Consider the following 22728-nt stretch of genomic DNA (forward strand, 5'->3'; position numbering starts at 1 on the left):
GTCAAACGAAAACTAACTTACTAATGAGACAAATGTACGTAGAATATAGAGAAACTAACCTATACCAATTGATATTTTATTTCCTGCAATAAAATGTAAATCTTAAGATTTTATTAAATTCTCCTTATAATATAAGGTAGGGAGAATCTTTTTTTTTACTTTTGTCCCCGAATATTATGGTACAAGCCATTATAAAAGAAAGAATTATGCAGAAAAACCTTGTCATTGTCGAGTCTCCGGCAAAAGCAAAAACGATTGAAAAGTTTCTGGGGAAAGATTTCAAAGTCCTTTCTAGTTACGGACACATACGTGATCTGAAGAAAAAAGATTTCAGTATCGACGTAAATAATGATTTTGAACCCAGTTACGAAATCCCGGCAGACAAAAAGGCGCTGGTTAGCACACTGAAGACAGAAGCTAAAGAGGCAGAAACCGTATGGCTCGCATCCGATGAGGACCGCGAGGGAGAGGCGATTGCCTGGCATCTGTATGAGGTCTTGAAACTAAAACCGGAAAACACAAAACGAATCGTATTTCATGAAATTACGAAGAGCGCTATCTTAAAAGCTATTGAACAACCACGCAACATTGACCTCAACCTCGTAAATGCACAGCAAGCACGACGGATTCTGGACCGTATCGTAGGTTTCGAACTCTCTCCCGTACTTTGGAGAAAAGTGAAACCGGCACTCTCTGCCGGACGTGTTCAATCAGTTGCTGTCCGTCTGATCGTTGAACGTGAACGTGAAATACATGCTTTCAAAACGGAAGCTGCTTATCGCGTCACTGCCGTATTCCTCGTCCCGGACACGGATGGGAAACTGGTGGAAATGAAAGCTGAACTAGCTCGCCGTATCAAAACAAAAAAAGAAGCAAAGGCTTTCCTCGACGCTTGTCAGGGAGCGAGCTTTGCAATCGATGATATTACCACCCGCCCGATCAAGAAAACGCCTCCTGCTCCGTTTACAACATCTACTTTGCAACAGGAAGCCGCACGCAAGCTGGGATACACCGTAGCGCAGACCATGATGCTCGCGCAGCGTTTATACGAATCGGGATTCATCACTTACATGCGTACGGACTCTGTCAACCTCTCGGAATTTGCAACGACAGGCAGTAAAGACGCTATCATCAAAATGATGGGCGACCGCTACGTACATCCCCGCCATTTCGAGACAAAGACCAAGGGCGCACAAGAAGCTCACGAGGCCATCCGTCCTACATATATGGAGAACCAGTCCATTGAAGGAACAGCGCAGGAGAAAAAATTATATGACTTGATATGGAAACGCACCATAGCTTCACAAATGGCAGACGCGGAACTGGAAAAGACGACTGCTACAATAACAATCAGTGGCAGCAATGATGTATTTACAGCTACTGGTGAGGTGATTAAGTTCGACGGCTTCTTGCGTGTATATCGTGAATCTTATGATGACGACAATGAACAGGAAGATGAGAGCCACCTGCTTCCTCCTCTGAAAAAAGGTCAGAAGTTGGAACATGGACCTATCATCGCAACCGAACGTTTCACCCAACGCCCTCCGCGCTACACGGAAGCAAGTCTTGTACGCAAGTTGGAAGAACTGGGTATCGGACGTCCGTCCACGTATGCACCTACCATCTCTACCATCCAGCAACGTGAGTATGTGGAGAAAGGTAATAAAGACGGAGAAAAACGTCAGTTTAATGTCATGACATTAAAGGATCATCAGATTAAGGATGAGAATCATACTGAAATTACCGGTGCAGAAAAGGCAAAGTTACTTCCAACAGACATCGGCACAGTAGTAAATGATTTCCTGACCGAGTATTTCCCGGACATTCTGGATTTCAACTTTACCGCCAGCGTAGAAAAGGAATTTGACGAAATTGCAGAAGGAGAAGTAAAGTGGACTTCTATCATGAAGAATTTCTATGATAAGTTCCACCCGTCTGTAGAAAGCACGTTGGCTATCAAGACGGAACATAAAGTAGGCGAACGCATCTTGGGAGAAGAACCGGGAACAGGTAAAACCGTTTCCGTTAAGATTGGCCGCTTTGGTCCTGTTGTACAGATTGGTACTGTAGAAGATGAAGAAAAGCCACGCTTTGCGCAAATGAAGAAAGGTCAATCCATGGAAACCATCACATTGGAAGAAGCACTGGAATTATTCAAATTGCCTCGTACATTGGGCGAATATGAAGGAAAGACAGTCAGTGTCGGTGTAGGCCGTTTCGGTCCGTATATCCTGCATAATAAAGTATATGTATCGCTGCCGAAAGGACTCGACCCGATGGAAGTTACTTTGGAGGAGGCGGAACAACTGATTTTGGACAAACGCCAGAAAGAAGTGGAACGCCACATCAAAAAGTTTGAAGAGGAACCAGAACTCGAGATTTTGAACGGACGCTATGGACCTTATATTACCTATAAAGGTTCTAATTATAAAATCCCTAAAGATATTGTCCCACAGGATTTAACGTTAAAAAGCTGTCTTGACTTAATCAAGCTTCAAGACGAAAAAGGAGCGAATCCAGCACCCAAAAAGAAATTCTCGAAGAAGAAGTAAGAAAATAAAATAAGAATGTTGGCAGATATATATATTTTTTATATATTTGCCATTTATTCTACTTATTTTCAAAAACTTATGAAACAAACAAGATCCCATTTGAAAAGCATGACTATAGGCTTGCTTTTAATTTCTTCCTTTTGTAGCTGCGTAGATAATGAACGAAATCTTTCTTCAGAAGAAGAAACAAAAAAAATCCCCAAAGAAGAATTCTTTGACTATGACATGAACCAAGCTGTTGCCGTAGACATTGATTATACTTTTGGTAACCAAACAAGACTTTCAGGCTCTTATCGTATTCTTTTCGAGATTTATGATCAGAATCCACTCGAATTAGACGAAAGTGCTGATGCTATTACCAGTTGGAAAAAGAAAAATATAGAACCACTTTACCGTGGCGCAACAGATCAAAATGGTAAATATTCCGGAGAAATGGCTATTTCAGCTAATATATCAAAGGTATGGCTATATTCTGATTATCTGGGTACGGTATCTCCCTTAGAGTTAACGATTGAAGGCAACCGAATTACCTTCAACCAAGATGCGTATATCAAAGCTAAACAAGCACTTGCTGCATCAAAAACCAGAGGAATAACGACTAACCAACATACATATCTTGATGATTGGCATCTTCTTCCCGGAGCTGACTGGGACGAAAACGGGAGACCTAACAATTTGGAAGATGGATTAAATATCCCTCCTGCTGATATTCTTTACAATATCAAACATGTTTTTAGAAAAAAAACTGTCAAAGTAGATGGGAAGAATGAAATTCATAACATCAGCTATAATTATCCGGAATTTTTCGATGGTTCAATAGCTATGACATCGGACATTCCTATTGTAAAACCGACCGAAGTCAGCCTTGTTTTCGTTAATAGTTCTGCCGCATGGTATAATACAGTAGGATATTATACATATAAAACAGGTACTACACCAGATGTAAACACGATTAAAAAGACAATTGCATTTCCAAATGTTTCTCCAGTCTACAAGACACTAGGGAAAGGCGCTTTAGTATGCGGTGAAGCTGTGAAGCTAAAATATTGGAATGAAACAACAGAAAAATATGAGGATAAATTCCCTGAAGGTGTTACTATCGGATGGTGCCTGCAAGGAATGGGATTCAAAAGTAAACTTACCGGCAATTCAGAAAAGATCGGTGATATCGTAAAAGGGATGGGACCACGCTATTCTACCAGAGCCTTTAATAAGGACAACCAACAGAGAACAGTATCTCTCCGTGATAAGACTTCCGGAAAAATTGTAGCCATAGGATTTGAGGATAATATTGATATGGACTATTGCGACGCACTCTTCTATATCACTACTTCTGAAAAAGACGCAGCCGACCCGAATCTACCGGAACTCCCCCCAAGTGAAACGGTTCCTGGGGATAAAGATCTGTATACCATTACTTATTCCGGCACACTGACCTTTGAAGACTTATGGCCGAAAGAAGGTGATTATGATATGAATGATATAATAGTCCGTTATACCAGTACTCTGTCTCGAATGGTATTGGACAACCGGATTTATGAAATAGAAGACAAATTTACTGTAGAACATTGTGGAGGTTATCTGAGAAATGGATTCGGATACCAATTCCATAATCTATCCAATAGTAACATCAAGAGCGTCAAGATAACTCCAGAAGATAATCCAACTTCCAGCTTTATGGCAGGACAACGAGTAGAACCCGGACAGACTCATCCTACTATCCTGCTATTTGACGACATGACTGTGTTCAAAGGCATTGCAGATGAATCTAAAAGGCAATATACTGTAAAAGTACAGCTTGATGGAATAAACGAAAAGGAAATAGTTCCTCCTTACAACCCGTTTATTTTTATCAGTTCGAATGAAGGCAGAGGAAAAGAAGTACATTTGGTAAACTATCCTCCTACCGACAAAGCTGACGTATCACTCTTCGGTACAGGAAAAGATCTTTCCAGACCGGCAGAAGGACTCTATTACGTTTCAATAGACATGATGCCATTTGCTATCAATATGCCTGTAAGTGATGAAATCGAACGTGAATTAATAACCAAGTTAAAAGATTCCAAGAACGAAGGCAAAAGAATAGACGAACTATATCCAAGATTCACATCATGGGCTAAATCGAATGGAACAAAGGATAAAGATTGGTATATACAAAAATAATAAACCAATAAAGTAAGCCGTCTGAAAAGTAACCGAAAGACCTTTTTAAACGCAACTAACACGGATTATATGAATTAAATTTTATCATCCATATAATCCGTGTTTTATTTTAAACTGTGGTGTCGCTCAAAGAATCTCCCGTCATCAATAAAGTCTCTCCAAAAGCTATGATGACAAACTACTGACAACGTTCCACCAAATGATGTCCTTCAATAGTCCATTCCTTACCGCTGTCCGAACAACCTAAGCGAGGTAAGGCAAATCCGTGCATCGGGGCGGTATAGTCGCAGATTGCAGCCATAATCCATAGTAGGAAGAGACAGTAACAGTTTCCGTTTCTCTCTTCTGAAGTAATAAATGGGGGGAATAAAACATACGGGGTTCCTTTTATATATAAAAAGAAACCCCGCAGAAATATATTTTGTTCGGAGAAAGTCTTACATTCTGGAAGGTACCTCAATACCCAACAAGTTCATTCCCAAACGAACAACTTTGGCTACATTAGCCGACAGAGCGATACGGAATACTTTCACCGCCTCATTCTCTTCACGCAAAATGCTGAAATCGTGATAGAATTGATTGTATTCTTTCACCAAATCATAGGTATAATTGGCGATAATAGACGGGCTATAATCTTCACCGGCTTGTTTTACAACAGCGGCAAAGTCAGCCACCATCTGAATCAAGCCTTCTTCTTTCTCGCTCAATTCAATACCAGCCGGAATCTGTTCAGGAACAACAATACCCGATTCTGCCGCTTTCCGAAGTACTGACTGAATACGCGCATAAGTATATTGGATAAATGGACCCGTATTGCCATTAAAATCGATAGATTCTTTCGGATTGAACGTCATGTTCTTACGGGCATCCACTTTCAGAATGAAATATTTCAATGCTCCCAGACCAACGATACGGGCAATATCATCCGCTTCTTCCTGTGTCAAACCATCCAGTTTTCCTAGTTCTTGTGAAGTTTCTTTAGCAGTGGAAATCATCTCTTCCATCAAGTCGTCGGCATCCACCACAGTACCTTCACGGGACTTCATCTTACCTTCCGGCAGTTCCACCATTCCGTAAGAGAAGTGGACCAGGCTCTTGCCCCATTCGAAACCGAGCTTGTCAAGCAAAATAGAAAGTACCTGGAAGTGATAATTCTGTTCGTTACCCACTACATAAATCATCTTATCAATCGGATAATCAGCAAAACGGAGTTTAGCCGTACCGATATCCTGCGTCATATACACAGAAGTACCGTCACCACGGAGGAGTAATTTGTGATCCAGTCCTTCGGCAGTCAGGTCAGCCCATACAGAACCATCCTCTTTTTTGAAGAAAAAGCCTTTTTCCAATCCTTCCATCACCTTCTCTTTTCCTTCGAGGTAGGTGTTGGATTCGTAATATATCTTGTCGAAGCTGACGCCCATCTTTTTATAGGTTTCGTCGAATCCGGCGTATACCCAGTTGTTCATCATTTCCCACAATCCACGTACTTCGGGATCATTGGCTTCCCACTTCACCAGCATTTCACGAGCTTCCTGCATCAAAGGAGATGCTGCCTCGGCTTTCGCCTTAGCCTCATCGTCACTCATTCCCTGTGCTGTAAATCCAGCCATCAGTTCTGCCAGTTCCGCTTTATAATGTTTATCGAAAGAGACATAATAATCGCCTACCAAATGGTCGCCTTTCTTTCCGGAAGTCTCCGGAGTTTCGCCATTCCCATATTTCTTCCATGCCAGCATGGATTTACAGATATGAATACCACGGTCGTTTACGATATTAGTCTTTACTACCTTGTTGCCGTTTGCTGCCACAATGTTAGCCAACGCGTTACCCAAAAGGTTGTTACGCACGTGTCCCAAGTGAAGCGGTTTGTTTGTATTCGGAGAAGAATATTCGATCATCACCAACGGAGAAGTTTCGGTAGCTTTTACCAGACCATATTGTTCGTCAGCCTGAATCTCATTGAGCAGTTCAATCCAAGTAGCCGATGCAATAGTCAGGTTCAAGAAACCTTTTATCACATTAAAGGCAGCTACAGCCGGTTCATTGGCTTTCAGATATTCACCGATCTCCTGTGCCGTCTGTTCCGGTCCTTTTCTTGACATCTTCAGGAAAGGGAACACGACCAGTGTCAAATGTCCTTCAAATTCTTTCTTCGTTTTTTGCATCTGCACCATCTTTTCAGGGACTTCCTGACCGTAGAGTGCTTTCAGTCCGCTGATGACGGACGCTACAAGTTTATCTTCTATCTTCATAATCAAGTTATTTCTTGCGCGCAAAGATACAAAAAAAGGAGACGCATCACGTCTCCTCTCCTAATTTCTTTCAACTATCTATCTTATTCAACAGCTGCAGATAATTCAGCACCAGCTTTAAATTTAGCTACTTTCTTAGCAGGAATAGTAATAGTTGCCTTTGTAGAAGGGTTAATACCAGTTCTTTCAGCTCTTTCGCTTACAGAGAAAGTACCAAAACCTACGAGAGATACTTTGTCACCAGCTTTCATAGCATTAGTAACTGAAGTGATGAAAGCATCAAGTGCTTTTTTTGCATCGGCTTTGCTCATTTGAGCTTCAGCAGCCATTGCACTAATAAGATCAGACTTATTCATAATACGTAAAATGATTAATTAATATATATGTTACACAAAAGATTATCCCACAATGGATTGATTCCACAAATATAGCCGAACAAAACAACATATCAAATAAAAACATAAAAAAAACGCAGCAAATTATTGAAAAAGAGCTAATAGGAAGCGTTTTTCATGCTTTAAAACAGAATTTATTCGTACTTTTGCGTCTATTATCTAAATATTCAGAAATTAAAATGATGCCAACTGTAACTAAAAACCTGATAATTATCAATGTACTAGTATTTTTCGGGACAATCGTAGCCCAACGTTACGGCCTGGATTTAACGAATTATCTGGGATTACATTTTTTCCTCGCAAGTGACTTTAATCCGGCACAACTTATCACTTATATGTTTATGCATGGCGGATTCAGCCACATTTTCTTCAATATGTTTGCTGTCTTCATGTTCGGACCAATTCTCGAACAAACTTGGGGACCCAAACGTTTCCTCTTCTACTATATTCTCTGCGGTATCGGTGCGGGACTTATCCAGGAAGGAGTGCAGTATGTTCGATATGTGATGGAACTCAGCCAACATACACAAGTGAATTTGATAGGTTATGGCATTATCCCAATGAAAGAATATCTGAACATGATGACCACCGTAGGTGCTTCGGGAGCCGTTTACGCCATTTTGCTGGCATTTGGTATGCTGTTTCCCAACAACCGGTTGTTCATCTTTCCGCTGCCTTTCCCTATCAAAGCGAAGTTCTTCGTTATAGGATACGCTGCAATTGAACTATGGTCAGGACTTGCCAATAGCGTCGGAGATAATGTCGCTCACTTTGCTCACTTGGGAGGAATGTTATTCGGATTGATCCTGATTTTGTACTGGAGAAAAAAAAGCAATAACAATGGGACATATTATAGCTGATTTAAAGGAGACATTCAGAAGAGGAAATATTTTCATCCAACTGATTTATATCAACGTAGGCATCTTTCTGATCGGCACGTTGATTAACGTTTTCTTACGACTTTTTGAAGTAAGTACACCCGATATATTCGGTATATTTGCCTTACCGGCATCCCTTATCGGATTTATTCATCAGCCGTGGTCGTTATTTACTTATATGTTTATGCATGCCGGCATCCTGCATATTTTATTCAATATGCTCTGGCTGTATTGGTTCGGAAGTTTGTTTCTCTACTTTTTCTCGGCCAAACATTTAAGAGGACTATATGTATTGGGAGGTATCTGCGGAGGTTTACTGTATATGATCGCCTACAATGTATTTCCTTTATTCAGTTCGCAAGTGGCGGGCTCAACATTGGTAGGAGCGTCGGCTTCCGTACTAGCCATCGTAGCTGCTACGGCCTATCGTGAACCGAATTACAGGGTACAACTTTTTCTTTTCGGCGCTATCCGTCTCAAATACCTGGCACTGATTGTTATCGGAATCGATGTATTATCCATTACCTCAAGTAATGCCGGAGGACATATCGCCCACCTGGGCGGTGCTCTTGCAGGACTTTGGTTTGCCGCCAGCCTAAATAAAGGAACTGATTTGACTTCCTGGATCAACTGGATTCTGGATAGCTTCATCTCCTTGTTTCAGAAGAAAACATGGAAACGGAAACCGAAAATGAAGGTACACTATGGAAACAGTGCCACCGGTCGCGAGAAAGATTATGATTACAATGCCCACAAAAAAGCACAGTCTGATGAAGTGGACCGTATTTTGGAAAAACTAAAAAAATCCGGTTACGACAGTCTGACAACTGAAGAAAAGAAAAGCTTGTTCGACGCAAGCAAAAGATAAAAGAATGGAACATATTGGCAAATTTGTCACATATCTGATACTTGCTGTCAACGCTCTCTTTGTGGGAACGTTGATATTAAGCGCTTATAGCCCTTACCTTAACCCGAAAATAAACCCACTTGCTTCCAGCTTGGGACTTGCATTTCCGATATTCCTGACGATTAATCTGATTTTTATCGGCTTCTGGGCATTCGTCAATTACCGGTATGCTCTCTTGCCTGCCATCGGTTTTCTGATTTGTATTCCGCAGATACGGACTTATATTCCTTTTAACTCCACCTCTAAAACCATACCGGAAGGAAGCATCAAAATCCTATCTTACAACGTGATGAGTTTCAGTAATCTGGAGAAGAAAGATGGAAAGAACCCTGTATTATCTTATCTTGTAAATAGCAACGCCGATATTATCTGCCTGCAAGAATATAACACTGCTACCAACAAGAAATACCTGACGGAACAGGACATTAAAAAAGCATTGAAAGCCTATCCTTACCAATCCATCCACCAACAAGGGAAAGGAGATGTACAACTAGCCTGTTTCTCCAAGTTTCCTATACTTTCAATACATCCCATCGAATATGAAAGCAATTATAACGGTTCCATGAAATATGTACTGAATGTAAATAACGATACTCTTACATTAATCAACAACCACCTGGAATCCAACAAACTCACCAAAGAAGACAGAGGGATGTATGAGGATATGATTAAAGACCCGAATGCCAAGAAAGTAAAAACCGGACTTAGGCAATTAATCAGAAAACTGGCGGAAGCATCGGCTATCCGGGCTTCACAAGCAGATTCTGTGGCTAAAGCCATTGCAGAATGTAAATATCCGACAACCATAGTATGCGGCGATTTCAACGACGGTTCTATCTCGTATACGCATCGCATCCTGACTCAGAAGCTAGACGATGCATTCACACAGTCCGGTAAAGGATTGGGCATCTCCTACAATCTGAACAAGTTCTATTTCCGCATAGACAATATCTTGATCAGCCCTAACCTAAAAGCCTACAATTGCACTGTAGACCGGTCTATCAAAGCATCAGACCACTACCCGATCTGGTGCTATATCAGTAAACGATAAGAACTGAAAACTCTAATAAAAAACACTTATGATGATTAAAAAGACACTAACCATTTTAGCAGTAAGTTGTATGATGTACTCCTGTGCTACGAAAACAGAAAGCAATCCTTTCTTTACAGAGTTTCAAACCCAGTATGGTGTTCCTTCTTTCGACAAGATTAAATTGGAGCACTATGAGCCCGCCTTCTTGAAAGGTATAGAAGAGCAGAATCAAAACATCGAAGCTATCATCGAAAGTCCGGAAATTCCGACATTCGAAAATACAATTGTAGCTTTGGACAACAGCGCGCCTATCCTGGACCGCGTGAGTGCCATTTTTTTCAATATGACAGATGCGGAAACGACTGATTCGCTGACCGCACTTTCCATCAAACTGGCACCGGTTCTTTCGGAACATAATGACAATATCTCCCTGAATGAGAAGCTATTTAAGCGTGTAAACGATGTCTATCAAAAGAAGGACTCACTGAACCTGACGTCAGAACAAGAACGTCTGCTGGACAAAACTTATAAAAGATTTGTCCGTTCCGGAGCAAACCTTAATGCCAAAAACCAAACCCGCCTCCGCGAAATCAACAAGGAACTTTCTACACTCGGCATTACTTTCAGCAACAATATACTGAATGAAAATAATGCTTTCAAACTCTTTGTTGACAAAGAAGAAGATCTGGCAGGATTACCCGAATGGTTCCGCCAAAGCGCCGCTGAAGAAGCAAAAGCAGCCGGACAACCGGGAAAATGGCTATTCACCCTACATAATGCCAGCCGCCTGCCTTTCCTGCAATATTCAGAAAATCGCCCGCTTCGGGAAAAAATATACAAAGCTTACATCAACCGTGGTAACAACAATGACGGAAACGATAACAAGGAAAATATCCGTAAGATCGTTTCTCTCCGCTTGGAAAAAGCTAAATTATTAGGTTTCGACTGCTATGCAAACTTCGTTCTGGACGAAACGATGGCAAAGAACGCCAACAACGTAATGAGCCTTCTGAATAACCTTTGGAGCTATGCACTGCCAAAAGCAAAGGCAGAAGCTACCGAACTTCAAAAATTAATGGATAAAGAGGGCAAAGGAGAAAAACTGGAAGCATGGGACTGGTGGTATTATACCGAAAAACTGCGGAAAGAAAAATACAACCTGTCTGAAGAGGATACAAAACCTTACTTCAAACTGGAGAATGTGCGCGATGGTGCTTTCGCCGTAGCCAACAAGCTATATGGCATCACCCTTACCAAGCTCGAAGGTATCCCTACCTATCATCCTGATGTGGAAGTCTTTGAAGTGAAAGACGCAGACGGATCACAACTAGGAATCTTCTATGTCGATTATTTTCCACGCTCCGGAAAAAGTGGCGGCGCATGGATGAGCAACTACCGCGAACAACAAGGAGATACCCGCCCATTAGTATGCAACGTTTGCAGCTTTACCAAACCGGTAGGCGACACCCCTTCCCTGCTGACAATGGATGAAGTAGAAACTTTGTTCCACGAATTTGGTCATGCTCTGCACGGACTGCTGACAAAATGCGAATACAAAGGAACATCAGGCACTAATGTAGTACGCGATTTTGTAGAACTTCCTTCTCAAATCAATGAGCACTGGGCAACTGAGCCGGAAGTGCTGAAAATGTATGCCAAACATTATCAGACAGGAGAAGTGATACCCGACGATATTATTGAAAAGATACTGCAACAGAAGACTTTCAATCAAGGCTTCATGACCACTGAATTATTGGCTGCCGCCATCCTCGACATGAATTTGCACACGATGACAGATGTAAAGAATCTAGACATGCTTGCATTCGAAAAAGAAGCGATGGACAAGCTCAATCTGATCCCCGAAATAGCACCACGTTATCGCGTGACCTACTTCAATCATATCATCGGCGGATACGCAGCCGGATACTACAGCTATCTATGGGCCAATGTACTGGATAACGATGCTTTCGAAGCCTTTAAAGAACATGGAATCTTTGATAAAAACACCGCCGACCTCTTCCGCCACAACGTATTGGAGAAAGGGGACAGCGAAGACCCAATGACGCTTTACCGGAATTTCCGTGGAGCGGAACCAAGCTTGGAACCGCTACTGAAAAACAGAGGAATGAAATAATTCAGCAAAAAAGCCCTTAAACATCAAATATTTGAGGGCTTATTACACATGAATGTGAAAAAAAAACTATATTTGCAGCCTTGTATGCGGCAAAAAGAACTTGTGTACGACAGAATTTAACTGAAAATTAAATTAAAAAAGTAATCATCATAAATTAAAAGTAAAATGCAAAACAAAGGATTTGTAAAGGTTTTTGCGGTATTACTCACACTGGTATGTGTGTTCTATCTCTCTTTCTCCTTCGCAACACGCCATTATACCAATAAGGCGAAAGAAATTGCGAATGGCGACCCGAAAGTAGAACAAGACTACCTCGACTCTCTCTCAAATGAGAAAGTGTGGTTGGGTAACTGGACGCTGAAACAATGTCGTGAGATGGAGATTAGTTTAGGTTTGGACCTAAAGGGTGGTATGAACGTTATCCTTGAAGTTTCTGTACCTGATGTTATTAAAGCACTGGCTGACAACAAGCCGGATGAGGCTTTCAACAAAGCATTGGCAGAAGCTGCAAAACAAGCTGTAAACAGTCAGGATGATATCATCACTCTGTTTGTCAGAGAATACCACAAAGCCGCTCCTAACGCAAAACTTTCCGAACTCTTCGCAACACAACAGTTGAAAGACAAAGTTAACCAGAAATCATCGGATGCAGAAGTTGAAAAAGTATTGAGAGCAGAAGTAAAAGCTGCTGTTGAAAACTCATATAACGTGCTTCGTACCCGTATCGACCGTTTTGGTGTTGTTCAACCGAACATCCAGAGTCTGGAAGACAAAATGGGTCGTATCATGGTGGAATTGCCGGGTATCAAAGAGCCGGAACGTGTGAGAAAACTTCTCCAAGGTTCTGCCAACCTGGAATTCTGGGAAACTTATACAGCTAGAGAAGTTCTTCCTGCCATGCAATCTGCTGATGCTAAATTGCGTGCTATATTAGCGCAGGAAACAACTGCAGACTCTACTGCCGTAGACTCTACCAAAGAAGCTGCACTTGCAGAAGCTACTCCGGCTAAGAACGTAAGTGCCGCCGACAGCCTTGCTGCAGCTTTGAAAGGGGACATTGCCGCTGATGACAAATCTACAGCCAACCTAGAAGAAGTTAAAAAGCAATATCCTCTCCTGGCTATCCTGCAGTTGAACTCTAGCGGACAGGGGCCTGTTATCGGTTACGCTAACTATAAAGATACTGCTGACATCAACAAGTATCTGGCTATGCCGGAAATCAAAGCAGAACTTCCGAAAGACCTTCGTCTGAAATGGGGCGTTTCTCCTTCTGAATTTGACAAGAAAGGACAGACTTTCGAATTATACGCTATCAAGTCTACCGAACGTAACGGCAAAGCTCCGTTGGAAGGTGACGTAGTAACAGATGCGAAAGATGAATTCGACCAATACAGCAAACCGGCTGTCAGCATGACGATGAACTCTGACGGCGCACGTCGCTGGGCACAGTTGACCAAACAAAATATCGGTCGTTCAATTGCTATCGTTCTTGATAACTATGTATATTCTGCACCAAACGTAAACTCTGAAATCACAGGTGGACGTTCACAGATTACAGGTCATTTCACTCCTGAACAAGCAAAAGACTTAGCAAACGTATTGAAATCAGGTAAAATGCCGGCTCCGGCTCATATTGTACAGGAAGATATCGTTGGTCCGTCACTGGGTCAGGAATCTATCAACGCAGGTATTTTCTCATTCGTCGTTGCTTTGATTCTGTTGATGATTTACATGTGCTCTATGTATGGATTCATCCCGGGTATGGTAGCCAATGGAGCACTACTCCTCAACTTCTTCTTTACACTGGGTATTCTTTCGTCTTTCCAAGCTGCATTGACAATGTCCGGTATTGCCGGTATGGTATTGTCACTGGGTATGGCAGTGGATGCGAACGTACTTATCTATGAACGTACAAAAGAAGAGCTTCGCGCAGGTAAAGGTGTGAAAAAAGCACTTGCCGACGGTTACTCCAACGCATTCTCGGCTATTTTCGACTCTAACTTGACATCTATCATCACAGGTATCATCCTGTTTAACTTTGGTACTGGTCCGATTCGTGGTTTTGCTACGACTTTGATTATCGGTATTCTTGTATCCTTCTTTACTGCCGTATTCATGACTCGCTTGGTTTATGAACACTTCATGAGTAAAGACAAGTGGTTGAACCTGACATTCACAACCAAGATTTCAAAGAACTTGATGACCAATACACATTTCGATTTTATGGGTACAAACAAAAAATCCCTTATTATCGTCAGTGCAGTCATCATCGTTTGTATCGGTTCATTTGCCATCCGTGGTTTAAGTCAGAGTATCGACTTCACCGGTGGACGTAATTTTAAGGTACAATTTGAGAACCCTGTAGAACCGGAACAAGTTCGTGAATTGATCTCTAGTAAATTTGGCGATGCTAATGTAAGCGTTATCGCTATCGGTACAGATAAGAAAACTGTACGTATCAGCACGAACTACCGTATCGAAGATGCAGGTAACAACGTGGACTCTGAAATCGAATCATACCTATATGAGACTCTGAAACCGGTATTGACGCAGAACATTTCTTTAGCGACTTTCATTGACCGTGACAATCACACAGGTGGTAGTATCGTAAGCTCACAAAAAGTAGGTCCGAGTATCGCAGACGACATCAAGACAGGTGCTATTTACTCTGTAGTTCTGGCATTGATCGCCATCGGCTTATATATCTTGATCCGTTTCCGCAACATTGCTTATAGTGTAGGCTCTATTGTAGCTCTGACAAGTGATACCATTATGATTATCGGTGCTTACTCCTTATTCTGGGGTATTTTGCCGTTCTCATTGGAAATCGACCAGACATTTATTGGTGCTATCCTGACAGCTATCGGTTACTCTATTAATGATAAGGTGGTAATCTTCGACCGTGTACGTGAGTTCTTCGGTTTATATCCGAAACGTGACAAGCGTGTGTTGTTCAATGACTCTCTGAACACAACTCTGGCTCGTACCATCAATACATCATTAAGTACATTGATTGTGTTGCTGTGTATTTTCATCCTTGGTGGTGATTCAATCCGCAGCTTTGCATTCGCAATGATCCTGGGTGTTGTTATCGGTACATTATCTTCACTGTTTATTGCATCTCCGATTGCATACAACATGATGAAGAACAAAAAAGTCGTAGCAGCAACTACGGAAGAATAATAAGTTCCAGAAATAGAAAAAGCCTCTTCCGAACATTCGGTAGAGGCTTTTTCTATTGATTATTAAAACAAATAGAAGCTATAAGACGTTCATCTTAAAAGAAGCTATTGTTACACTTAAAACTTGATACAGCATGAAAGCAAAACAACACTCCCATAGATTCTTCTGTAGTAGCCCCGAGGGGAATCGAACCCCTATCTAAAGTTTAGGAAACTTCTATTCTATCCGTTGAACTACAAGGCCGCTTCAAATTTGCTTGCAAAGATAACGGTTTCTGTCGATTTAACAAGAATAAAAATACAGGTTCCTTTCAGATATTTCAAATAATTGGCGTCAATAGGACAATAAAGTACGATTTATTTTGATAATTCGATTAACTTTCCGACCTTTGCGCTCACAAATTGAAAGTAAAATCAGTTTTTAAATTAAATATAGTAATTAAAGTTATGGCAGACGAAATGATGGTTAAAGAATTGGAGGAAGTAGTAGTACGTTTCTCCGGCGACTCCGGCGATGGTATGCAGCTGGCCGGCAACATCTTCTCGAACGTGTCGGCTACAGTAGGAAATGACATCTGTACATTCCCTGACTATCCGGCAGACATCCGCGCCCCGCAAGGTTCGCTAACCGGTGTTTCCGGTTTCCAGGTCCACATCGGTGCCGGACAAGTTTACACTCCCGGAGACCGTTGCCACGTATTGGTGGCTATGAACCCCTCCGCTTTGAAAACACAAATCAAATTTTGTAAACCGCAAGGACTTATCATTACCGACTCCGACTCATTCGAAGCCAGAGATTTGGAAAAGGCACAATTCAAAACCAACAATCCTTTTGAAGAATTAGGAGTAAAACAGGAAGTATTGGAAGTTCCGATCTCTTCCATGTGCAAAGAGAGCCTGAAAGACTCCGGACTGGATAACAAATCGATTCTCCGTTGCAAAAATATGTTTGCACTCGGATTGGTTTGCTGGTTGTTCAATCGTAACCTTGCCGCAGCTGAAAAAATACTGCGTGAGAAATTTGCCAAGAAACCCGAAATTGCAGAAGCTAATATTAAGGTATTGAACGATGGTTTCAACTACGGAGCCAACACTCATGCTTCTGTCTCTACTTATAAGATTGAAAGCAAAGCTCCGAAATCAAAAGGACTTTATACAGATATCAACGGTAATAAAGCAACCGCTTACGGACTGATTGCCGCAGCAGAAAAAGCTGGTCTGGAACTCTACCTGGGTTCTTACCCTATCACTCCGGCCACTGATATTCTGCACGAATTAGCTAAACATAAATCATTGGGAGTAAAAACCGTACAGTGCGAAGATGAAATCGCAGGTTGTGCTTCTGCAGTTGGTGCCGCTTTTGCCGGTGCCTTGGCTGTAACAACCACTTCCGGCCCTGGTGTTTGTTTGAAAAGTGAGGCTATGAATCTTGCTGTGATCGGTGAACTTCCATTGGTGATTGTAAACGTACAACGTGGTGGTCCGTCTACCGGTCTCCCCACAAAATCTGAACAGACAGACTTATTGCAGGCCCTCTACGGACGTAATGGTGAAAGCCCGATGCCAGTTATTGCCGCAACTTCACCAACCAACTGCTTTGATGCTGCATATATGGCTGCCAAAATAGCTTTGGAACACATGACTCCGGTTGTATTGCTGACTGATGCTTTCGTCGCCAACGGTTCCGCAGCTTGGAAACTTCCTAATCTGGATGAATATCCTGCCATTAATCCTCCATATGTAACTCCGGACATGGCCGGAAAATGGACTCCTTACCTACGCAATGAAGAAAACGGTGTACGTTACTGGGCAATTCCGGGAACCGAAGGATTCATGCATCGCATCGGTGGTCTTGAAAAGAGCAACGAAACAGGTGTTATCTCTACCGAACCGGAAAACCACAATAAGATGGTCCACCTGCGTCAAGCTAAAGTGGATAAGATTGCAGACTATATCCCCGAACTCGAAGTATTGGGTGACGAAGACGCAGACTTATTGATTGTAGGTTGGGGTGGTACTTATGGCCATCTCCGTCTGGCTATGGACTTTATGCGTGATCATGGAAAGAAAGTGGCATTCGCACACTTCGAGTACATCAATCCGTTGCCTAAGAACACTGCCGATGTATTGCGTAAATATAAGAAGGTCGTAGTAGCTGAACAGAATTTGGGACAATTTGCAGGTTACCTGCGCATGAAAGTGCCCGGATTGAACATCAGCCAGTTCAACCAAGTGAAAGGACAACCTTTCGTTACGAGAGAATTGATAGATGCATTTACTAAATTATTGGAGGAATAAAAAGATGAGCGATAAAGTATATACCGTACAAGATTATAAATCAGGCCAACCTCGCTGGTGTCCGGGATGCGGTGACCACGCTTTCCTGAACTCACTGCACAAAGCTATGGCCGAACTGGGAGTAGCTCCGCACGATATTGCCGTCATTTCCGGTATCGGTTGTTCTTCCCGTCTGCCTTACTATGTAAATACATATGGTTTCCATACTATTCACGGACGTGCTGCTGCCATTGCAACAGGAGCTAAAGTAGCCAACCCTAATTTGACTATCTGGCAGATTTCCGGTGATGGTGACGGTTTGGCAATTGGTGGCAATCACTTCATCCACGCCGTTCGCCGCAACATTGACTTGAACATGATTCTGTTGAACAACCGTATCTATGGTTTGACAAAGGGACAATATTCACCGACTTCAGAACGTGGATTCGTCAGCAAATCATCCCCTTATGGAACAGTAGAAGACCCGTTCCATCCGGCAGAGCTAGCTTTTGGTGCCCGCGGACGTTTCTTTGCACGCTGCATTGCAGTAGATGGTGCTGCTTCTGTAGAAGTATTGAAAGCAGCTGCTAATCACAAAGGTGCCTCTGTTGTAGAAGTTCTGCAAAACTGCGTTATTTTTAACGACGGAACTCACGCCAGCGTTGCAACAAAAGAAGGACGTGCCAAGAATGCTATCTATCTGGAACATGGACAGCCGATGTTATTTGGCGAAAACAAGGAGTTCGGATTGATGCAGGAAGGATTTGGATTGAAAGTAGTAAAATTGGGTGAGAACGGCATTACAGAAAAAGATATTCTGGTTCATGACGCTCATTGCCAGGATAATACTCTTCAATTGAAACTGGCTTTAATGGAAGGTCCCGACTTCCCGATTGCACTTGGTGTTATCCGCGATGTAGAGGCTCCGACCTACAACGATGCAGTCACAGAACAAATCGAAGAAATCAAAGGCAAGAAGAAATATCATAATTTCCAAGAGCTGTTGATGACTAATGATACTTGGGAAGTAAAATAACACTGCTTTAACACATAAAATAGTAAAGGCGTAGATTGAGAGTTAGTTCTCTTTCTACGCCTTTATTTATGAGCCGTCATCAATTTGCTTTACCTTTTTAAGCATTCACAGAATAACTAAAAATATTCTTACTATGTTTCTCAAGACAATTCAAAACATCTTTAACTATAAAAGCCTCTTACTTAGATAACGTACAGGATACCATACAGAGAGAAAGCCAACTGCCAAAACTGTGATAAAGATTAATACGACATCCCAAGCGTGAACGCTGACAGGATAGGCGTCTACAACAAAAGTACCACCACCGCCTCCCAATGAAATTATACCAAATTTCTGTTGGATAAAACATAGGATTAAGCCTAAGACAATACCGGAAATAGCACCAAAAAGAGAAATGAGACGTCCTTCAAAGAGGAATATTCGGGAAATGAGTTTATCACTAGCTCCAAGACTCCGCAAAGTTACTACATCATCCTTCTTATCCAAGATCAACATAGAAAGGGAGCCTATCACATTAAAACAGGCTATCATTAAAATAAAAGTGAGGAACAAATAAGAGATTAGTTTCTCTATCTCCATAATACGGAAAACATCTGCCTGCTGCTGATAACGATTCTGAACAACAAAATCATCACCTAGTATGTTTTCGATTTTAAATTGTACCGATGAAGTATTTGCATCAGGCTTTAATTTCAATTCCATCGCAGAAACTTCTGTTGTATAATCCAGAAGCTGACGAAGAAAATCAAGAGAAGTCAGAATATATTTTCCATCATATTCTTGCTGATTCACCACAAATACGACACCTGGAGAATACAGATAATCACGGTTGAAAGAAGCACCGGGATTTGCCATGTTCACTTTGGCATTTCGCTTGGGAAGATATACCTGAAGAGGATCGACAAACTCCAAACCGGTTCCCAAGGTCGCAACCAATTCCACTCCCATGACGCCATAATTCACGATCGAATCATGAAGAACGAATTTTCCCGCGCCATAAAGTATACTGTCTATAGCCGTCAGTTCTTCAAAATTATCCTCCACCCCTTTTAGTACAACCATAGCTTGGCGGTCCTTGTATTGCACCATTGCATTCTCTTCGAGTGTTTCTGTAAACACCTCCACTTCAGGAAGTGCACAAACAGCACGTATCCGTTCATTCTGGCTATCAAAGACCTTTCCCTCACGAACCGTAATTTTCAACTGCGGATCAAAAGCTGTAAAAAAGCTGGCCACCATATCCTGAAAACCATTAAAAACAGAAAGAGTGCAAACCAAAGCAAGCGTAGCAAGAGCCACCCCACATACGGAAATGCCGGATATGATATTAATAGCATTATGCTTTTTCTTTGAAAAAAGATAACGCCTGGCTATATAAAAAGGGAAGTTCACCTCTGCAATGAATTATTTCACTTCAGCAGCGAATCTATTTTCTCAATATAATCCAATGAATCATCCACGAAGAATTTCAATTCAGGAATGATACGCAGCTGGTGACGTACACGAGTCCCAAGCTCATAACGAATGGATTTCATATTGTTATTGATATTCTTTACCATCTCTTCTGCTTTCTCTGAAGGAAAAACACTGAGGTAAACACGGGCAATACTCATATCAGGACTAATACGAACTGCGCTAACAGAGACCAATGTACCTGGCATGGACTTTGTTTGAAGCAGGAATATCTCACTTAGCTCTTTCTGCAACAGGCGAGATATCTTATTCTGTCTGGTTGTTTCCATAAAGTTATTTACTGTTTTACGATTTACTACTTACTATTTTCTTCCTTATAATCGTTAATCCGTCACGCAAAGGAAGTATTACTTTTTCCACTCGCACATCTTGCGCTACCAAATCATTAAAGGCTTTAATACCAATCGTTTGAGCATCAGTATTGCGAGGTTGTTCAAGCACATGCCCGTCCCACAAAGTATTATCAGCAATGATATATCCACCTTCGGAAAGATGCGCTAATGTCATCTCGTAGTATTCAATATACTTGCGTTTATCGCCATCAATAAAAGCCATATCAAAAGTAACACCTAAACTCGGAACAAGTTCTAAAGCATCACCTATATAAAAACGAATTTTATCGGCAAACGGTGATTTCTCCAACCATGGACGGGTAAAGTCCTCTTGCTCATCATTGATCTCAAACGTATGCAACAGTCCACCTTCCGGCAGACCTTCCGCCAAACAAAGAGCGGAGTAGCCGCTATACGTTCCGATTTCCAATATCTGACGAGGCTGAATCATTTCTACAAACATTTTCAGCATCCGTCCCTGCAAATGCCCGGAAGCCATACGAGGACGAAGAAGCTTTACATGTGTATCCCGATAGAGCGATTTCAAATAATCGCTCTCGGGATCAATATGCTGCAAAATATATTCGTCTATCGATTCGGTTTCCTGCATAAAACTGACTTTTACAATTACAGATAGCGGTTGTTGTTAGGTAATACAGTCTCCTCTGCATGTTTCAATGCATCTTCCACTACATTAATTTCAAGGAATGAGGTCTTTGTTCCTGCCTTACCACTACTTAAATAACCTACCATATCGGAAGGTTGCAAACGGCCTTCTTTCAACAGACGACGCAATGCCGCAAAGTAATATTGCTGTCCGTTAGCCAATTCCGGCATATAGATAGCTTCCACACCATAAGACAAAGCCAAATGACGCATTGTCTTTTCTTTATAGCAGATAGCCAACACTGGATACTTTCCACGGAAAGCAGCCAGATTACGAGCAGTGCGTCCGCTATAACTATCAGTAATAATAGCACGTATTTTTAGCTTAGAAGTAGCTTTTACAGCTTGTTTAGCAAGGAATGCCGTAACATCATTACTATTCTCATCTAACGGAATACGGATATCATTTTCTTCCAGTTTATCTTTTTCTGCCTGAGCCGCAATTTTAGTCATCGTTTTCACCGCTTCTACCGGATACTTACCATAAGCAGTTTCTCCGCTCAACATCAAAGCATCTGTACGATAGTAGATTGCATTGGCAATATCAGTCACTTCCGCACGAGTCGGACGAGGATTATTTATCATTGTATGGAGCATCTGAGTAGCAACGATTACCGGCTTCTTTGCCAGAATACATTTGCGAATCAATACACGCTGGATTCCCGGAATACGTTCTTGAGGCACTTCAATACCCAAGTCACCACGGGCAACCATTACGCCATCTGCCACTTCCAGGATTTCATCAATATTATCTACTCCTTCCTGATTCTCAATCTTAGCAATAATCTTAATATCACTATTGTGTGCATCCAGAATTTCACGTATATCAAGTACATCCTGACGGTTACGCACGAAAGAGTGAGCGATAAAATCAATATCCTTTTCGATAGCATAAAGAATATTGTTACGGTCTTTTTCCGTCAACGAAGGAAGATTGATGCGAACCCCCGGGACATTTACGCTTTTACGGCTTCCCAAAGTAGCATCGTTCTTAACTTCACACAACAAATAACCATCAGTCTTATCAATAACTTCCAGTTCCAGATCGCCATCATCAATCAAAATCGTACCACCGATATTCAAGTCAGACACAAAGTTCGGATATGAAACAGCAATACATTCACGGGTTGTTTCCAAATCCGGATTACCTACAATCTTTACTTTCTCTCCTATTTTATATGGAATCGGCTCCGCATTAGCCGTCGTACGAACTTCCGGACCTTTTGTATCCATCAAAATCGCAATACGGTTGGACACAGCACGTACATTTGCAATCAAAGCTTCAAAACCTTCACGGCTAGCGTGCGCTGTATTCATACGCACTACATTCATCCCAGCCTCAAACAACTGTTTTATAAAATCCACATCACAACGTCTATCCGAAATGGAAGCCACAATCTTAGTCTGTTTCAATAACATAGTCTTTCTACCTATTATATATTATT

The 22728-nt window shown here is 41.7% G+C and carries 16 protein-coding genes and 1 tRNA gene; 9 read left to right on the forward strand and 8 right to left on the reverse strand.

Annotated features, from left to right (window positions below):
• The first annotated feature begins 206 nt into the window (after positions 1-206).
• Positions 207-2552 carry a type I DNA topoisomerase gene (gene topA / locus GD631_RS03295; protein ID WP_143259279.1) on the forward strand — a complete coding sequence of 782 codons (2346 nt, stop codon included), beginning with the start codon at positions 207-209 and terminating at the stop codon, positions 2550-2552.
• A 78-nt stretch (positions 2553-2630) separates the two neighbouring features.
• Positions 2631-4715 (forward strand): LruC domain-containing protein, encoded by a 2085-nt coding sequence (locus tag GD631_RS03300; RefSeq protein WP_143259280.1) that lies wholly within the window; start codon positions 2631-2633, stop codon positions 4713-4715.
• 178 nt (positions 4716-4893) lie between these two features.
• Here GD631_RS03300 and GD631_RS03305 read toward each other — a convergent pair whose 3' ends face one another.
• The 3 genes from GD631_RS03305 to GD631_RS03315 form a co-directional block, all read right to left on the reverse strand.
• Entirely contained in the window at positions 4894-5016 is a 123-nt protein-coding gene (locus GD631_RS03305; RefSeq protein ID WP_223225889.1) for a low temperature requirement protein A, read from the reverse strand.
• Between the two features lie 136 nt (positions 5017-5152).
• Positions 5153-6970: an arginine--tRNA ligase gene (gene argS, locus GD631_RS03310; protein ID WP_143259281.1), complete on the reverse strand. Its 1818-nt coding sequence runs from the start codon at positions 6968-6970 to the stop codon at positions 5153-5155.
• 83 nt (positions 6971-7053) lie between these two features.
• A complete protein-coding gene (locus GD631_RS03315; RefSeq protein ID WP_004296482.1) occupies positions 7054-7326 on the reverse strand; it encodes an HU family DNA-binding protein in 273 nt (90 codons plus the stop codon).
• Between the two features lie 221 nt (positions 7327-7547).
• Between GD631_RS03315 and GD631_RS03320 the strand changes: the two genes are divergently transcribed.
• The 5 genes from GD631_RS03320 to secDF all read left to right on the forward strand — a co-directional run bounded on the left by GD631_RS03320 (position 7548) and on the right by secDF (position 15500).
• A complete protein-coding gene (locus GD631_RS03320) occupies positions 7548-8225 on the forward strand; it encodes a rhomboid family intramembrane serine protease (protein ID WP_143259311.1) in 678 nt (225 codons plus the stop codon).
• Positions 8206-9111 carry a rhomboid family protein gene (locus GD631_RS03325; protein WP_143259282.1) on the forward strand — a complete coding sequence of 302 codons (906 nt, stop codon included), beginning with the start codon at positions 8206-8208 and terminating at the stop codon, positions 9109-9111. The genes GD631_RS03320 and GD631_RS03325 overlap by 20 nt, the downstream gene beginning before the upstream one ends.
• Positions 9112-9115: 4 nt before the next feature.
• On the forward strand, positions 9116-10201 hold the full coding sequence (locus GD631_RS03330; protein WP_143259283.1) for an endonuclease/exonuclease/phosphatase family protein: 1086 nt from the start codon (positions 9116-9118) through the stop codon (positions 10199-10201).
• Positions 10202-10232: 31 nt separating this feature from the next.
• Complete coding sequence (locus GD631_RS03335; RefSeq protein ID WP_143259312.1) at positions 10233-12317, forward strand: M3 family metallopeptidase; 2085 nt, start codon at positions 10233-10235, stop codon at positions 12315-12317.
• Between the two features lie 165 nt (positions 12318-12482).
• Positions 12483-15500: a protein translocase subunit SecDF gene (gene secDF / locus GD631_RS03340; RefSeq protein WP_143259284.1), complete on the forward strand. Its 3018-nt coding sequence runs from the start codon at positions 12483-12485 to the stop codon at positions 15498-15500.
• A gap of 171 nt (positions 15501-15671) precedes the next feature.
• Here the strand turns inward: secDF and GD631_RS03345 are convergent.
• Positions 15672-15743: transfer RNA gene (locus GD631_RS03345), tRNA-Arg, on the reverse strand.
• 203 nt (positions 15744-15946) lie between these two features.
• Between GD631_RS03345 and GD631_RS03350 the strand changes: the two genes are divergently transcribed.
• On the forward strand, positions 15947-17797 hold the full coding sequence (locus GD631_RS03350) for a 2-oxoacid:acceptor oxidoreductase subunit alpha (RefSeq protein WP_143259285.1): 1851 nt from the start codon (positions 15947-15949) through the stop codon (positions 17795-17797).
• 4 nt (positions 17798-17801) lie between these two features.
• Positions 17802-18812 (forward strand): 2-oxoacid:ferredoxin oxidoreductase subunit beta, encoded by a 1011-nt coding sequence (locus tag GD631_RS03355; RefSeq protein WP_143259286.1) that lies wholly within the window; start codon positions 17802-17804, stop codon positions 18810-18812.
• A 165-nt stretch (positions 18813-18977) separates the two neighbouring features.
• Here GD631_RS03355 and GD631_RS03360 read toward each other — a convergent pair whose 3' ends face one another.
• The 4 genes from GD631_RS03360 to pyk are packed head-to-tail and all read right to left on the reverse strand — an operon-like array spanning position 18978 to position 22702.
• Positions 18978-20204, reverse strand: coding sequence for an FtsX-like permease family protein (locus GD631_RS03360; RefSeq protein WP_143259287.1), 1227 nt, complete (start codon positions 20202-20204; stop codon positions 18978-18980).
• Positions 20205-20221: 17 nt separating this feature from the next.
• Entirely contained in the window at positions 20222-20554 is a 333-nt protein-coding gene (gene rbfA, locus GD631_RS03365; protein ID WP_004296522.1) for a 30S ribosome-binding factor RbfA, read from the reverse strand.
• A 16-nt stretch (positions 20555-20570) separates the two neighbouring features.
• Entirely contained in the window at positions 20571-21227 is a 657-nt protein-coding gene (locus tag GD631_RS03370; RefSeq protein ID WP_143259288.1) for an O-methyltransferase, read from the reverse strand.
• Positions 21228-21244: 17 nt separating this feature from the next.
• Positions 21245-22702 carry a pyruvate kinase gene (gene pyk / locus GD631_RS03375; RefSeq protein ID WP_008023274.1) on the reverse strand — a complete coding sequence of 486 codons (1458 nt, stop codon included), beginning with the start codon at positions 22700-22702 and terminating at the stop codon, positions 21245-21247.
• Between the last annotated feature and the right edge of the window lie 26 nt (positions 22703-22728).

It is taken from the genome of Bacteroides luhongzhouii (genome assembly GCF_009193295.2).
GTDB lineage: Bacteria > Bacteroidota > Bacteroidia > Bacteroidales > Bacteroidaceae > Bacteroides > Bacteroides luhongzhouii.

Excerpts from the sequence above, each read along its gene's own strand:
- topA (WP_143259279.1), top strand. The coding sequence starts at position 207 with ATGCAGAAAAACCTTGTCATTGTCGAGTCTCCGGCAAAAGCAAAAACG.
- GD631_RS03300 (WP_143259280.1), top strand. The coding sequence starts at position 2,631 with ATGAAACAAACAAGATCCCATTTGAAAAGCATGACTATAGGCTTGCTT.
- GD631_RS03305 (WP_223225889.1), bottom strand. The coding sequence starts at position 5,016 with ATGGCTGCAATCTGCGACTATACCGCCCCGATGCACGGATTTGCCTTA.
- argS (WP_143259281.1), bottom strand. The coding sequence starts at position 6,970 with ATGAAGATAGAAGATAAACTTGTAGCGTCCGTCATCAGCGGACTGAAA.
- GD631_RS03315 (WP_004296482.1), bottom strand. The coding sequence starts at position 7,326 with ATGAATAAGTCTGATCTTATTAGTGCAATGGCTGCTGAAGCTCAAATG.
- GD631_RS03320 (WP_143259311.1), top strand. The coding sequence starts at position 7,548 with ATGCCAACTGTAACTAAAAACCTGATAATTATCAATGTACTAGTATTT.
- GD631_RS03325 (WP_143259282.1), top strand. The coding sequence starts at position 8,206 with ATGGGACATATTATAGCTGATTTAAAGGAGACATTCAGAAGAGGAAAT.
- GD631_RS03330 (WP_143259283.1), top strand. The coding sequence starts at position 9,116 with ATGGAACATATTGGCAAATTTGTCACATATCTGATACTTGCTGTCAAC.
- GD631_RS03335 (WP_143259312.1), top strand. The coding sequence starts at position 10,233 with ATGATTAAAAAGACACTAACCATTTTAGCAGTAAGTTGTATGATGTAC.
- secDF (WP_143259284.1), top strand. The coding sequence starts at position 12,483 with ATGCAAAACAAAGGATTTGTAAAGGTTTTTGCGGTATTACTCACACTG.
- GD631_RS03350 (WP_143259285.1), top strand. The coding sequence starts at position 15,947 with ATGGCAGACGAAATGATGGTTAAAGAATTGGAGGAAGTAGTAGTACGT.
- GD631_RS03355 (WP_143259286.1), top strand. The coding sequence starts at position 17,802 with ATGAGCGATAAAGTATATACCGTACAAGATTATAAATCAGGCCAACCT.
- rbfA (WP_004296522.1), bottom strand. The coding sequence starts at position 20,554 with ATGGAAACAACCAGACAGAATAAGATATCTCGCCTGTTGCAGAAAGAG.
- GD631_RS03370 (WP_143259288.1), bottom strand. The coding sequence starts at position 21,227 with ATGCAGGAAACCGAATCGATAGACGAATATATTTTGCAGCATATTGAT.
- pyk (WP_008023274.1), bottom strand. The coding sequence starts at position 22,702 with ATGTTATTGAAACAGACTAAGATTGTGGCTTCCATTTCGGATAGACGT.